The following is a 13,952-nucleotide window of genomic DNA, read 5'->3' as shown; positions in this document are numbered from 1 at the left end:
TAGCACGGCGGTTAGAGATGATTCACACCCCACGTAATGGCAGTTGGCTCAATGTGGCGGAAACAGAGTTGTGTGTTCTGTCCAAACAATGTCTTGACCGTCGCCTGGCTACAGCCGAAGAACTTCATGCATGAGATAGAGGCTTGGCAGCAGGAGCGGAACAATGCCTGTGCCAAAGTAGTGTGGCAATTTACCACAGAAGATGCACGAGTCAAACTCAAACACCAAAACCGCTGTTTTTGAGACTGATCAAGATTTTTCTGTATAATGCACTTTTTAAGAGTGGTCACTCCAGTAGGGTGCGTTAGGGACGGATGCGGCTGGCGAAACATTTCTTAACACGCTTGTAATAGGTAATGGGTAATAGGTAATAGGTAATAGGTAATAGGTAATAGGTGGCACAGGCAAATAGCCCTGGTTGACTGACTTGAGTACATGGGGTAGGTTGGGTTGAGGCAACGGAAGCAAAAGGCGTTACTTGACAAAACATGCTTATTGACAAGGTATTCCGTTATCAGCCCTGAAAATGTCATTAGTTGTATAACGCGATTAACGGCATACTCACCACGGCTGATGTTAACTTATATTTCGCCAGCAGCATCGGGACGGACTCGCCCTGATTTTCGCGGTAGCCAGTATTGGGACAGTCCGTCCAATTGTAACGGGCAAGATGCCCATTCCACCCACCTCGTCAAACAGCATGCATTGAGATGCACCCGGGAAGTGTGGGGCGGGGAGGCGGGATCAATCTTCTGGGAGTAGTGTACCATCCCATGGGCAATATTTCCACGATACATGGGCAGGTTTACCGCCAGGACATAGTCTTGGAACAAAGAGGGAATTCAGGGGAAAGTTTATCAAAGCAATATTTGACGGTTCTTCTGGAATACCAAGGTCAATTTTTAATTCTCCAGCTTCATAATTTGACGGTTCGTCTGGAATATCCATATCAATTTTTAATTCTCCAGTTTCATAAGGGGACACAATCTGATTCCCAAAGATATCAACGTTTTTATAGGTAAAAAACCACATTCCTTCGCCAAATGGCCCCACAAATTTCGATAATAATGGTTTTAATACCGTTACCAAATAACTAATATCAGCCGTTTTCGGGACTGGCACTAATTCTCTAGGTATGCCCTTAGAATTAGTATAGGTAACTTTTAGGACTTTCTGGGTTTCAATCTCAGAGGAAAATGTAGGAACACCAAAAGGACTAATCTTCCCTTTGACAACTGCAATTAGCACTACTGGTTGTGAAGGTAAGCCATAGACTTCCGGTAATAAATACCATGCTATGTTGAGAGAATCACCATTTCTTTTCATCCCCATTGTCTCTTTGGCCAATTCTTCGGTAGGTATTGATTCAATCGGGCGACGCTCCAGAGCATTTATGGGAGTAGTAAATAACCCAATAAGTGTGAATAATGCAAGTATAAATTTCATCGTATTAAGCTTGTTCATTACATATTTGCTCCATAGAAAAGGTTGACTATAAACAACAGCAGTAAAAATAAGGTAGGTTCGGTAAAACCGAATTTACTCCATTTATGATCTAAGGATAATTTCCATCCACTGGTCTAATATTATACCGTTCGCGCAGCTTCAGCTTTCCCGAATCAGCAATGCTCCTTGAATCGGGTAAATCCTGCTTGATTTATACTACAGCCACAAAAAACAGGATTCCGGAATCTTGGAGTGAATTGTGCTTGTTGACAATGCAGTTGACAATGCAGTTGACACATATAAGCGCGTTTATATCTGGGTTTTAAACACAAGTTTTTATGAAAAAGTCATGCATTCAAAAGTTTACTATATAGCAGTATAAGCAAAGCTTAGGACATATTTATTTTACCTGCTCCCTGCTCCCTACTCCCTACTCCATGCTCCCTGATACCTAATGTAAAATTACATTACCAAATTGATTTTATCTCTAGATAAACCCCCAAACTACTCATTTTTTTAACTTTGTAAAAAAATGTTTAAAATTTAAAAAATACCCCTTGACATTTACCGAGATATTAGTAATAATAAAAATGTCCGATATTTCGATAATATTTATGGACAAAAAGCCGCGCTTTCCACGTCAACTAAGAAGCGCGGCTTATGTCCTCAGTCACAAGCTATGTGTGAGGTAATTCCATGATGCCAGATAAACGATCTAATGATCATCTCAATCATCTGATTCACTGTCAGCGAGCCCTAAACCGCCTTGCCCAAATTGCCAGGAGCCAATCCACATGGGAACATGCTTATCCTCGTCCCATAACCGAGCGAGAAGAAATCTTGATCTACCTATACAGCTACTGCCGACTATCCATGACCCCCCAGGAGTTTTACCAAAAATGGCAAGTGAAGCAAGAAGACATCGGTAACATCTGCTGCCGCTCAAGTTACGCTGTCAACAGCTGGCTGGCCCAAGGTCCTCGCTATAAAACTCCCTCTTCCGATTCCTTGTATCATCTGGCCTTAATGGATTTCCTGTTAGAAAATTTTGAGGCCATTCCAAAGGAGTTACTGAATCAGCTTTGCTCGAAAGTAAAACGTTCTTAGAATGTAGAATGTAGAATTAAGAAGGGAGAATTAAGAATGTAGAATTAAGAAGGTAGAAGGGAGAATTAAGAAGGTAGAATTAAGAAGGTAGAATTGAGAAGGTAGAAGGGAGAATTAAGAATGTAGAATTAAGAAGGGATAATGTAGAATGAATGTAGGAGGTAGAAGCCAGAAGCCAGAAGCCAGAAGCCAGAAGCCAGAAGCCAAAAGGTAAGCATTCAGCCGTCAGCCGTCAGCCGTCAGCCATTGGCTGATAGCACCTCAAGTAGCACCTCAAGTAGTGCATTAGCTGATAGCTGATACGCGACACGCTGATAGCTGATAGCTGAATGCTTACGCCAAAAGCCAGCAGCCAGCAGTCAGCAGCCAGACTTCTAAATTCTTAATTCTCAATTCTTCATTCTTCATTCTTCATTCTTCATTCTTCATTCTTCATTCTTAATTCTTCATTCTCAATTCTTAATTCTTAATTCTTAATTCTTAATTCTTAATTCTTCATTCTTAATTCTAAATTATTCATGGGGAACTTTCCCTCGGCAGATTCGTCTAAACCGCTAAAGCTACGATATTCTACACTCAGAGACTTTCCTGATCTGAGCCATCAATCTGGGATAAATGTATATATGAGTAGAGTTGGAATTAGCAGAGAACCCACGGAGTCCAGTTATGAAATGTTATAAAATTCTTTCCCTACTAGGGATGACAGCAATATCTACAATCACTGCTACTCAGGTTTTGGCTATGGAGACAGCTTCCTGGAACTTAATCACCGAACCTGACTATAGTGAGAATAGTCTATTGGAGGATGTTTCATTCCTTAAATACACTATATTTGATACCGCTGCTGGCGCAAGAGAGCCCCAAGATCCAGATCCTAGACCGCCACGCTACGACATTCCACAATCGGGACTTCAGTAGAGTCCGCTTCAGCTAGAGATTGATCATATATAGCAGTTCTTAATTGGGTGAGTTACACAAGTTGTGGGTTAATGGGAGTCGGGAGTCGGGAGTCGGGAGTCGGGAAAAAATCTTTTGTATCTCATGACTGTGAGAACTGCTATATATTCCAGCTAATTTACTCTTGCTCCTCAATTCCCTCACAGAGTGTTCTGTCTTCTTTCTTGACGTTCAGATTATTTTTAAGATAATTACCAAGCTGATCACAACCACGCTTCAGTAAGTAATTCACATCGTTTGATTGACTGTAATCTAAATATTGACTGTAATCTAAATTCCAAATACTCACCCGATTCGCTGCGTTAATCGAGACTAGGGTTTCACCGTCTGGACTGAAATTCACAGACTCCACAGGTTCAGAACCCTCGCTTAACGTTCCGATTAAAAGTCCATTGGGGTTCCATAGTTTAACTGTTCCATCCGCACTAGCAGAAGCAATAATGTCTCGATTGGGGTGGAAACTAACATCATAAACAGTTTTTGTATGCCCTACTCCTTTTTTAGATGCGAATTGCTGCCAGGAGATGTCTTTACGACTCCAGATTACTATAGAACCACGGGCCGCACCTGCCACAATCCGCTTACCATCGGGGCTGAAACTAAGGGAGGACAACTTCCTATCCCCAGTCAGGGTAGTAATTAGAGTTCCGTTCTGGTTCCAGAGTTTCACCGTATTGTCATTACTAGCAGAGGCAATTAACTGACCATTGGGACTGAAAGTGACCCGATTAATGGCATCTGTATGTCCCGCTAAAGTACGTAGCAATTTCCCTTCCCTGCTCCAGAGTTTTACTGTGCTATCCTCACTAGCAGAGGCAATAATTTGGCTATCAGGACTGAAACTAACGCTATAAACTGGAGCGCTATGCCCCTCTAGAGTATGTAGCAGTTTCCCCTGGCCATTCCAGAGTTTGACCGTCCTGTCATTACTGGCGGTGGCAATTAACTGACCATCGGGGCTGAAATCAACCCCATTCACAAAATCCTGATGTCCCTGGAGGGTGAGTTCCCGAATCTGCTTCTCCGGGTTCCAGAGTTTGACCGTGTTATCATCTCGACTACCAGAGGCAATTATCTCACCATCCGGGCTAAAACTAGCACCATAACCATAGACTGTATAGGTGGTAGGTTGGAAAACCTTAGGCCAGGTTTGGTCAAGACTCCAAAGTTTGACAGTGAAATCAACACTAGCTGAGGCTAGCATCTTACTGTCAGGAGTGAAACTAACCTGATTGACAATATCTTTATGACCAGGAAGGGTTGAAATTAGTGTACCCTTACCAGTCCAGAGTTGGATTTTTCCGTCACTACTCCCTGAAGCAATCCACTTACCATCCGGACTAAAGCTGACGCTGTTGATAGGATGATCATATCCTGGCAAGGTTTTCGCTAAGGTTCCATCACGGTTCCAAAGTTTAACGGTCCGATCATCACTAGCTGAAGCAATGGTCTGACTATCCGGGCTAAAAATTACACTCCAAACAGCCTTGTCATGCCCTTCTAGAGTTTTGATGAATGTACCATCACTACTCCAGAGTTTGACCGTTTTGTCCTTACTGGCGGAAGCAATTAACTCTCCGTCATTGCTAAAACTAACACTCAACACAGCATCCTTATGTCCTGTCAAGGTTTTGATCAAAGTCCCATCACGGTTCCAGAGTTTAATAGTTTTATCACTACTGGCTGACGCAATGGTCTGACCATCCGGGCTAAAACTTACCCACTTCACCCCCTTACCATGTCCTGTTAAGGTGTTAATTAAGGTGCCATCGCGATGCCAGAGTTTAATGGTTTTGTCTTTACTGGCAGAGGCAATGATTTGATTATCAGGGCTAAAACTAACGCACCACACTGTCTCCTGATGTCCTTTTAAGTCTTTAATCAATTTGCCATCACGACTCCACAGTTTGATGGTTTGATCAGAGCTAGCTGAGGCAATTAGCTGATTATCAGGACTGACACTGACACTCAAGACATTACCTTGATGTCCCTCTAAACGATGGTGTTCTTGGATTAAGTTGACTGCTTGCCAGAGGTTAGATACAGTCTCTTTTTCAAGGTCTGATTTTGCTATTTTAGAGTTTAATCGTTTCCCTGCCTTGATGATGCTTAAAAGGGCATCAAGCTGATTTTCATCTACAAGAAAAGAAAGCTTATATTTAGCGTTGAGTTTAGTAAGGATCGCCTCTCTTTCGTGGAATTTTGCCGATTGCCACAGCCATATGGCGATAGCTGCTAGTATAGTCATCACCACGCTAAATCCCCCTAACCCCATCACCAACCGTTTCTGAAGCCGTTGTCGCGCCTCTCGCTCTTTTTCAAGTTCTGCTCTCATGTCAGCCCCTTGTCGTTGTCGAATGAAATCTACTAGATAATCATGGACTAATTGATAGCGATCGCTATAAATCTCTGGCAACAGCAGCACTAAGCCAGATTTCACAAAAATTTCCAACACTACATCTAATCGTTCTAGCTCTGTATCTACATCAGCGGCCAAGGCTTTTAATTCTTTTTCCAAATCATGGCGAGTTTTGAGAGGGCGGGTGTTGTTTTCATCCGTTAGCAAGTACAACACTAATTCAGCGGCCCGTTTGTTATCAGCACCACAGGCTTCCACTACTTCTTCTAAGTATTGGTTGACTAATTCAGCTTTTGGGTTATGCCCTAGGTGTTGATACTGTTGTAGGGTGGTAATTTTGTTTCGTTCCAGTTGCGCCCCTACCACTTGCAACTCAATTGGTATAATCTCTCCTAATTCTTTCCCTAAATCCTCCACTAATTTATCAATCAGTGCTTGCTCTAAGGGAAACTGAGCTTGCTCCGTTAACCGTTGAAGATATAATTTGGCATCTGCTGGGGTAAGATTCCCCAAGTGAAACAGAATCCTCTTATCTAAAATATTATTATTAATAACCTCTAAATCGATTTTGAACTTATTAAATTCCAACAGGCAATGTAAATAATCCTCGCGCACAGACAAGATTACCTTCACAAAAGGAATATTCAGACAGTCTCGCAAAAAATAATAAAAACCTCGCCTCTGCTTGGGGTCTGAGCAAACTGCTAAAAACTCTTCAAACTGGTCAAAAATTAAAACAGTAAGCAAATTTTGCCTAGCATTTTTGCGCAACTGCTCAAGAATGAGGGCGGTTGAATCAAGCTTAGCAGGCACAGATGGTAAATGTACTCTCTTCTCCAGCGTGTTTGTTAAGGATTTGCCTAATTCTTGAATCCAATTACTATAAACTCGCTGCAAAACCGGTAATACCCGACGGGTATTAATGGTTTTGCGTTCTAATGCTGGTATTAATCCCGCCTCAATCATCGAACTTTTCCCCGCCCCGGACTGTCCATGAATCACAGTTAGTCTAGAGCCCACCTGTTCCATGCGCTCAATCAGGCGATTAACATGGCGTTCCCTGCCAGAAGCGGCAATTTCTGGCGCTATCCTTTCTGAACACTCAACTGTTGCTAAAACTGGGTTAGTTACCTGCTGCTTGGGCTGCAATCGACCAGCACCAATGAATGCCCGAAACCCAAACCGGCTCTCAATCCCCTGTTGGTCTTGTTTAATCTCAAAGGCAGTGAGATAGTCCCCTTGTTGGCAATAGGCCTGGTGTAATTCCCTCAGGATACCAATATAAAGTTCTGGATCATAGTGGGGTTTGGTTTCTGCTCTAGCGGTTTCCAAGTTATAAAGTGCTGCTTGTAATTGAGGAACATGTTTTTGCGATCGCATAGTCCCAAGCAGTGCTCGCCCCAAGGAAAATAAATACCAACCCTTGACAAAAGACTTTTCCCAGTCTAATAAAGCTTGTTGTTCTGGTGAGGGATTGACTATCTTAGCTGATGCCGTTGATTGCAGAAAAAGCGCTTTTTTGGAAGACTTTTGTGCTTTCTTAAAGGCTGATTTTGCTAGGGCTACTTCAGCCAAAAAGCCATAACCTCGTGCCATTCTGAACGGATCAGAATAGGTTTGATGGAGCGCCAAGGCTTTGTTGGCCACTTTCTCTAACTGCTCCCAATCTGACTGTCGCTGAAGTGCCTCTCCCCAAAAATTAATAAATTTGGCAGCTAAGTCTGGGCGATTAGCCTGCTCAAGAACCTCAACCGATTCCTGAAAATAAACTTTTGCTTGTTCACAAGCTTGCTCCTTCTCAGCTTGATGCCACTGTGCATAACCAGCCCACCACAAGCCTAAACAGAATAGTACATGTCCACGGCGTTCCAGGTTATCGGTTTGTTTCCACAGAGCTAAACTGCGCTCATAATGCTGTCGAGACTCTTCTTGACAATTATCAGCCACTCGACCCAGCACAAATTCCAAACTGGCTTCTAACTCTGGGGCTAAGGCCACTCCCCGCTTTTCCAGGTCCTGTCGTGCTGAGTGTAATTCCACATAGGATCCAGAGTCTTTGTTTAAATTCAGAGTACAACTGTGCACAAACTCAGTTTCACGGGAGGCTACCACCTTGGCAAACACCTGATCAGTGGTTTGCTCAATAAACTGAATTAATTGACCGCTGCTAATCACAAAATCAACACAGCTTGACCAACTGTGGAAATCTGGCACTGAGCGAATTAGCATTTGCAGCAACTTATCCGTCACCCACAACACCAGTGGAAACCGAAAGTTCCGAAACTCTTCCCGGATCTGGTTGGTTGCTGTCAGCACTTCCTCAATGCAACTTACTGAGTCTATCCCAGATACCATCAACGCCTCCGGCTGTTCCGGACCTAGCTCTTCCACAATAGTGGTATAGAGAGTTTTAACCGATTGCTTTAAGACCAGCTCCCTGATCGGAATAGAACATTGCTCCTGCAACTGCTCAATAATTTGTCTCCTCAATACCCCATAGTTACCAACCGCCAAAATCAAAGAAAATTCTCCCTGAGAAAAAGTAATCAGTCGGATTAGTTCTCTCAAGGAATCTTGGTTGTGATTTGCGGTTGTCTCTAGCATTATAATAGCGGTTTTTAATTGGGTGAGGTAAATTTTAGGGAGTAGGGAGCAGGGAGCAGGGAGCAGGGAGTAGGGAGCAGGGAGCAGGGAGCAGGGAGCAGGGAGCAGGGATTAGGTAACCCGGGCGCTGTCAAGGTATGAAGTAGTAAAAAACCTGTGTACCTCATTATCATGATAATTTTTATCACTTGATTCACGCCCTCGAACCGGACAGGGAGTGGCTGTTCGCGTAGCGTGCGCGTAGCGCATTAGCTGTTCGCGTAGCGTGCGCGTAGCGCATTAGCTGACTCTCTGTTCCCTGTTCCCTGTTCCCTGTTCCCTGTTCCCTGTTCCCTGTTCCCTGTTCCCTACTTCTGCAAGAAGTCTAGTTTCCATTCAACTCCTTGGCATCAGCTAACACCGGATTGATATCATACCAGCATCCCTGACCATTACAATACTCAAACACAAACAAACTCTTCAACAGGATTTGGTATTCCTCCTCACCCCTGACAGTTTTGTGTTCAGCCACATGTCTGAGCAATTTCCACTCATCCGGTGTAATTGCCCTGCTCAATTCATTGCGACGCTGACTAATCACCCTTTCTACCAAGTTACGAGATAAAGGCAGCTCATCTTTGCTGAGGCAGTTACGGAGCAGCACCAGCAAGTTCCTGACATGACCCCCACTGACTAGACATAGCCGATCCAATGTCTGTGGGCTATCAAACACTTTTGTAATTAAACTGAGCCGTTGCTCTAGCTCCACATCTGGGAATGCTCTGGCTAAGATCATCTGTCGCAGCAAAGCAATTCCGGCATCACTGGGACTACCATCTGGTTCTTTTACCTGTACCATCGGTAACAGTAGGTACTCAGAACCAAAGCGATTCCTGAGGTTTTCTTGGTCATTGGAAAATGCCAAAATCAAGGGAATGGTGTAGACCACATGGCATTTGAGTTGATTAAGATACTCCCCCTGGTCTACAAACAAATATTCTGGCTGATTCCGTTGCCCTGACTTAGGTTTATTATGGATCCGGTCAAGATTATCCACAATCACCACTAGTCCAGCTTTACCCTGCTGTTGCAGCTGCTGTTGAGCTGGTTCAATCAGTTCTGTATTAATTGCTTCTAAAATATTGTTGACCCGTGGCTCTAGATGTTGTCGCAATAGGGAGCGAATGTCCTTAGAATTCTTAGCTTTCGTAGTAATTTCTCCAATCCCAAAGGCTAGGGAATACTCCCCCTCTTCTGAGCTGATGCCAATCTCATCAGGTATGTTAACCCCTACACCACCGGCCTGAAACTCAGGAACTTTGAATTTCAACCCGGTCACCTCGGAGTTTAACAACTTAGCCGCCCCTTGCACTAACCCTTGGAAGCGGGTGGGTTGGAGTCTAATTTTAGCTTCCTCCAGACTTTGAATCACCTGACGAGCAATGGTCAGCAAAATATCACTGATCTCTACATCGGCCAGGTCCAAGTCATTAGAGGACTCAAAATAAACGACATGAAATCCCTGTTCTTCTAATTTCCTTTTCAATCGCGATAACTCGGTAGACTTGCCACAGCCCATGTGTCCCGTAAACAACTGACAGGTGGGTTCGTCTTCTGAGAAGGTAATGGTGCGTCTGAGTTCTCGAATAATATTGCTGCCCCGCACCTTGGAAAAATCAATGTAATATTGTTGGTCTTCAGCCTTGCCCAGATTCAGGGTTTTACTAGGATTACAGACCCGAAAAAATCTGCCGAAATTGACTGTCATTAAAATTCCCCCCGGTAGACGAATTGACTGTTCTCAGATTGCACCCCGATATCTGCCAGATCGACATAGCTGACAACTTGAGGCTCTATAGGATATACAGCCTCTATATAATTTATCGACTTAATAGCTACACATTATGAAATTGACATTTTCCCTTCACTGCAACAAAACGTAACATTATTCCTAATCCTGATGGTATATGATGCAGTAGCTGCGCAGAAAGTTGCCTGAAATCTCACTAATGGTATACTCCCTTCAAAATTACTACTCCTAGTCTGCCTCCTCAGTCAGACTTTAGCAGTACCCGATGGGGTACCTTGGTTTTAGGGAACAGGGAATAGGGACTTCGGAGCAGGGAACAGCGGAGCAGGGAACAGCGGAGCAGGGAACAGCGGAGCAGGGAACCCACCCCTAACCCCTCCCAGGAGGGGAAGTTAGGGAAGAGGGAAAAAATCTTGTGTACCTCATTAGAATAGAAAACGCTATAGTTTGGGCAATCCTTGCAATTGCTCCTCCCGAGTATTTTTCATGCTAATTTTGGAGATGGAGAAATGCTTTGTATTCCCATCCAACATTAGCGTTTAAAGTAGGAAATACCAATGCTTAAAAGCTATGAAGCCATTATCGAAAATGGTCAAGTTCAATGGTTAACAGATGCACCCAAAGTATCCAAAGCTCGTGTAATTGTGACGATTCTTTCCGATACTGAACCAAAAGTATTGCGCCGGACTCCCCCTGCGTCGATTGCGGGTAAAGGTAGAACTTTGGGGGATTTGGTCACTTCCGTCGTTGAGGAACAAGATTGGAAACTGCTATAGCATTTCTAAATAGCTCATGAAAACCAATCCTGTGTCTTGATGCAAAGCGCGAGTGGGGGGAACCCCCAAGACCGCTTAGGTGCGCTTGACCCGTAATTAAATTCGCCACGGGTCGCACCTCTGCATCGCTTTATCAAAACACCAAAAACTCCTCGGATATCTTAACAATCTTCCCTGTTCCCAGATCAGCTGTTCCCTGTTCCCTTCTTTTATCAATTTTATGTTTACATCTCAAATAAAAATGCTAGATCAATTTGGAAACCAATCCTTATCCAGTAATTCTCCCAAGGAATAAGGACATTGTTCAGGTAGAGACTTAAGCTGAGTTTTCTTCTGGACAATCAATAAAGCGTTTTGGTATATTTTGGGTAATTCATCAGCTAAGTAATTTCGTAAATTAGTGGTCAGTTTATCCTCTAGTTGAACCCGAAACGTAATAATTTCCCCCGCCCAGTGATTAGCATTTCTAACCTTTTCAGCTTCCCAAAATTGGAAAAGCATTAGATGAATGATTATCTGCAATAGTAAACTTTTAACAGCATTTCGTTCGCTGCGTCCCAAGGCTTCTAATTCCTCGATTAAGTTGTCATAATCTAATTCTTCTAATTGACGATTTTTCAGTAGCTTAACTGTTTCAGTTAACCACTGATCGTACTCAGTTTCATAAAGTTGTTTTAAGTCACGTATCTGAGATTTCATCAGCAAAGGGAACAGGGAATAGGGAACAGGGAACAGGGAGTAGGGAGTAGGGAGTAGGGAGTAGGGAGTAGGGAGTAGCTGATAAGGGTAGGTTTTTAACAAAGACCTCAGGTGTGGGGTTTGGGGTGTGGGGTGTGGGGTGTGGAGTATAAGAAAATTTACCATTATTGTCGTTAAAAATCATCAAGACAGGAAAATGAGGATGTTCAACTAACAAAAATTCTGAAGACAGCCTCTTCCCACTGTTCCCTGTTCCCAGATCCGCTGTTCCCTGTTCCCTCTTACAAACTGTTTATTTAGCATAACAAGTACGGTAGAGCCCTAAATATCCAAACCAATCACTTTCAACTCAGGGGAATGCTCAATGATAAACTGATAATATAGCTCTTGCTTATCCTGGGGTGATAAATCAATTTTCCATTCAAGCAATCCCATCTCACCGGTCTGTATTTTGGGATTAGTCTGAGTCAGCCGCACTTTGATTCTCTCATCACGGCTCACTGGCAACTGTTCTTTTACTACCAAAGTCTTTTGCACACTCTGCAAATTAGTAATTACCAGTCGATAGGCATAAGTCGTGCGGCGCTGATTGCCAATTAATTTCTTATCAACTTGACGCTCCACTAAATCCCGCTCAATTTTCACTCCCTCATCTATGCCTAAGTTCAGCCTGAATTCTTGTCCTGGTGAAATATTCTCCAACTTAGTTGTACCAACAAAGGTTTGATCACGAAAGATATTCGCTTTGCCTGGTAACAAGGTTGCACCAGTAGTCGGATTGGTAACAACAGTTTGTAGGTAGGCGAAACTAACTAGCCGAGGAATGGCAAGATACTCAGGATTGCTAGGATATTCATCACTAAAAATAGTCACTTTGTGAGGGGAACCATCACTGGGAATATTGCTGTTACCATCTAACTCAAAGGTAACCACACCTCCTTCTGTCGATACTACTGCTACCACTGTTTGGGCAGCAACTTTTGCTGTTGCTAACATGGCTTGGGGAGCACTACGAGTTTTCAATGCTTCCGACTCATCCTCATAGTCTTGATCTGGAGATAATTCTGACATTGAGTTAGACATTGCCCTACTCTTTAGCCTTCGCAAAGCTCGGATAGGTTGTTGGTCTAGTGCCTGAATGTACCATGGTTCCAGCTTAGGGGGTAGGGTTCCCAGTCCAGGCTTAGCAGTGGAAAGAGTAAGGCTAACGTTGGACCAATCTTCCCCAGTGCTTTGTTTGACTTGTGCAAGGTAGCTCAGATTTATGCGATCGCTACTGCTGTTGGTGCGCAAGTCGTAAAGTGGTATCCAACTGGCACGATTCACTACATAGGATACTTCTAGGTCAAAATCCACCGCCCCCTCTGCTGCTAAGGTGACAATAATGCTCAAACTCTCCTGGGGACGGGGAGTTTTCAACTGTTGTAGCTTAGCTTTCAGAGCATTTAATTGCTTTTCTAACTCTTGCTGTTGTTCTTCTTGTTGAGCGATCGCGCTCGCATCTGCATGGTAACGCTGCTCCAGAAAGTTCAGAAATTCACCTGTTTCCTGCAAGCCAATCTGTTGTTGGGCAATACTGCGGGAAAAATGTTGGACAGCTTTATCAGTCAAAGCCTTGACAAAATTCTGTGCTAGCTCCTTTGACGCCTGCTGGTCTTGGAGGTGACGTTTTTGTTTTTCTAACTCTTTGATTTGCCCACTCACTTGAGCAACTTGTTCCCCCACTGGTTCAGAGTCAAAGACTTTTTCTGTCCGTACTCCCAATAATCGCACAACCCCTGTACCAGTCCCTGTTGCTCGCACCGACTCAGTTTCGATGGTCATCGGTAGCCGAGGGATTACCAGTTCTTGCTCTTGCCCAGTCAGTGAGACCTTAGTGCGCCGCGTCACCCTTGCCTGGTTGGAGTAGACGGTAACTTGCGAGATTCGACTTTCTACAGTTAGGCTCGTATCTTCTTCTAAGGTCGTGTCTGTGTTAACCATGATGATATGTATAGCGGTTTTTAATTAGGTGAGGTACAAATATTTTTTTAGGGAACAGGGAATAGGTAAAAGGTAAAAGGGAAGAGATAATAGTAAATAGGCAAAATGTAAAAAATAAGATGTACCTCATTAGAATAAAAAAGGCTAGATTAGAATTATCTGAGGTATCATCTTTATTGAACCTTACTAGCTTTAAAACCGCTATACCATAGTAGTTCTGCAGAGGATATCA

General features: G+C 43.5%; 12 protein-coding genes and 1 pseudogene. 4 read left to right on the top strand and 9 right to left on the bottom strand.

Annotated features, from left to right (window positions below; all coding sequences use genetic code 11):
• Positions 1-243 (top strand): annotated as a pseudogene (locus F6K51_RS17865) (IS630 family transposase); the annotation flags it as partial.
• A 501-nt stretch (positions 244-744) separates the two neighbouring features.
• Here the strand turns inward: F6K51_RS17865 and F6K51_RS17860 are convergent.
• Positions 745-1,446, bottom strand: a complete 702-nt coding sequence (locus tag F6K51_RS17860) for a hypothetical protein (RefSeq protein ID WP_293022315.1) — start codon at positions 1,444-1,446, stop codon at positions 745-747.
• Between the two features lie 696 nt (positions 1,447-2,142).
• Between F6K51_RS17860 and F6K51_RS17855 the strand changes: the two genes are divergently transcribed.
• Together F6K51_RS17855 and F6K51_RS17850 are read left to right on the top strand one after the other, a co-directional pair.
• Positions 2,143-2,553, top strand: coding sequence for a hypothetical protein (locus tag F6K51_RS17855; protein WP_365939979.1), 411 nt, complete (start codon positions 2,143-2,145; stop codon positions 2,551-2,553).
• A gap of 666 nt (positions 2,554-3,219) precedes the next feature.
• Positions 3,220-3,471, top strand: coding sequence for a hypothetical protein (locus tag F6K51_RS17850; RefSeq protein ID WP_293022313.1), 252 nt, complete (start codon positions 3,220-3,222; stop codon positions 3,469-3,471).
• Between the two features lie 39 nt (positions 3,472-3,510).
• Here the strand turns inward: F6K51_RS17850 and F6K51_RS17845 are convergent, their stop codons facing one another.
• The 5 genes from F6K51_RS17845 to F6K51_RS17825 form a co-directional block, all read right to left on the bottom strand.
• Complete coding sequence (locus tag F6K51_RS17845) at positions 3,511-3,645, bottom strand: hypothetical protein (RefSeq protein ID WP_293022311.1); 135 nt, start codon at positions 3,643-3,645, stop codon at positions 3,511-3,513.
• Positions 3,629-8,473 carry a sugar-binding protein gene (locus tag F6K51_RS17840; protein ID WP_293022309.1) on the bottom strand — a complete coding sequence of 1,615 codons (4,845 nt, stop codon included), beginning with the start codon at positions 8,471-8,473 and terminating at the stop codon, positions 3,629-3,631. Before F6K51_RS17840 ends, F6K51_RS17845 begins: the two co-directional genes overlap by 17 nt.
• Before the next feature lie 14 nt (positions 8,474-8,487).
• Positions 8,488-8,640: a hypothetical protein gene (locus tag F6K51_RS17835; protein WP_293022307.1), complete on the bottom strand. Its 153-nt coding sequence runs from the start codon at positions 8,638-8,640 to the stop codon at positions 8,488-8,490.
• 197 nt (positions 8,641-8,837) lie between these two features.
• Positions 8,838-10,220, bottom strand: coding sequence for an ATP-binding protein (locus F6K51_RS17830; RefSeq protein ID WP_293022305.1), 1,383 nt, complete (start codon positions 10,218-10,220; stop codon positions 8,838-8,840).
• Positions 10,221-10,503: 283 nt separating this feature from the next.
• Positions 10,504-10,629, bottom strand: a complete 126-nt coding sequence (locus tag F6K51_RS17825; RefSeq protein WP_293022303.1) for a hypothetical protein — start codon at positions 10,627-10,629, stop codon at positions 10,504-10,506.
• A gap of 190 nt (positions 10,630-10,819) precedes the next feature.
• Here F6K51_RS17825 and F6K51_RS17820 point away from each other — a divergent pair, with 190 nt between their 5' ends.
• The gene (locus F6K51_RS17820; RefSeq protein WP_293022301.1) at positions 10,820-11,038 is read left to right on the top strand and encodes a hypothetical protein; all 219 of its coding nucleotides are present in this window, start codon (positions 10,820-10,822) and stop codon (positions 11,036-11,038) included.
• 249 nt (positions 11,039-11,287) lie between these two features.
• Here F6K51_RS17820 and F6K51_RS17815 read toward each other — a convergent pair whose 3' ends face one another.
• The 3 genes from F6K51_RS17815 to F6K51_RS17805 all read right to left on the bottom strand — a co-directional run bounded on the left by F6K51_RS17815 (position 11,288) and on the right by F6K51_RS17805 (position 13,720).
• Positions 11,288-11,737 carry a DUF29 domain-containing protein gene (locus F6K51_RS17815; protein WP_293022319.1) on the bottom strand — a complete coding sequence of 150 codons (450 nt, stop codon included), beginning with the start codon at positions 11,735-11,737 and terminating at the stop codon, positions 11,288-11,290.
• Complete coding sequence (locus F6K51_RS17810; RefSeq protein ID WP_293022299.1) at positions 11,718-11,924, bottom strand: hypothetical protein; 207 nt, start codon at positions 11,922-11,924, stop codon at positions 11,718-11,720. Before F6K51_RS17810 ends, F6K51_RS17815 begins: the two co-directional genes overlap by 20 nt.
• Positions 11,925-12,058: 134 nt before the next feature.
• The gene (locus F6K51_RS17805; protein ID WP_293022297.1) at positions 12,059-13,720 is read right to left on the bottom strand and encodes a mucoidy inhibitor MuiA family protein; all 1,662 of its coding nucleotides are present in this window, start codon (positions 13,718-13,720) and stop codon (positions 12,059-12,061) included.
• Positions 13,721-13,952: the final 232 nt, after the last annotated feature.

The sequence above is a fragment of the Moorena sp. SIO3I8 genome (genome assembly GCF_010692325.1).
Classification (GTDB): Bacteria; Cyanobacteriota; Cyanobacteriia; order Cyanobacteriales; family Coleofasciculaceae; genus Moorena.
This window is presented reverse-complemented; position numbering and strand designations above follow the sequence as displayed.

Bases quoted from the DNA above. Each gene is read 5' to 3' on its own strand.
- F6K51_RS17860 (WP_293022315.1), bottom strand. From the start codon at position 1,446: ATGAAATTTATACTTGCATTATTCACACTTATTGGGTTATTTACTACT.
- F6K51_RS17855 (WP_365939979.1), top strand. From the start codon at position 2,143: ATGATGCCAGATAAACGATCTAATGATCATCTCAATCATCTGATTCAC.
- F6K51_RS17850 (WP_293022313.1), top strand. From the start codon at position 3,220: ATGAAATGTTATAAAATTCTTTCCCTACTAGGGATGACAGCAATATCT.
- F6K51_RS17840 (WP_293022309.1), bottom strand. From the start codon at position 8,473: ATGCTAGAGACAACCGCAAATCACAACCAAGATTCCTTGAGAGAACTA.
- F6K51_RS17835 (WP_293022307.1), bottom strand. From the start codon at position 8,640: ATGAGGTACACAGGTTTTTTACTACTTCATACCTTGACAGCGCCCGGG.
- F6K51_RS17830 (WP_293022305.1), bottom strand. From the start codon at position 10,220: ATGACAGTCAATTTCGGCAGATTTTTTCGGGTCTGTAATCCTAGTAAA.
- F6K51_RS17820 (WP_293022301.1), top strand. From the start codon at position 10,820: ATGCTTAAAAGCTATGAAGCCATTATCGAAAATGGTCAAGTTCAATGG.
- F6K51_RS17815 (WP_293022319.1), bottom strand. From the start codon at position 11,737: ATGAAATCTCAGATACGTGACTTAAAACAACTTTATGAAACTGAGTAC.
- F6K51_RS17805 (WP_293022297.1), bottom strand. From the start codon at position 13,720: ATGGTTAACACAGACACGACCTTAGAAGAAGATACGAGCCTAACTGTA.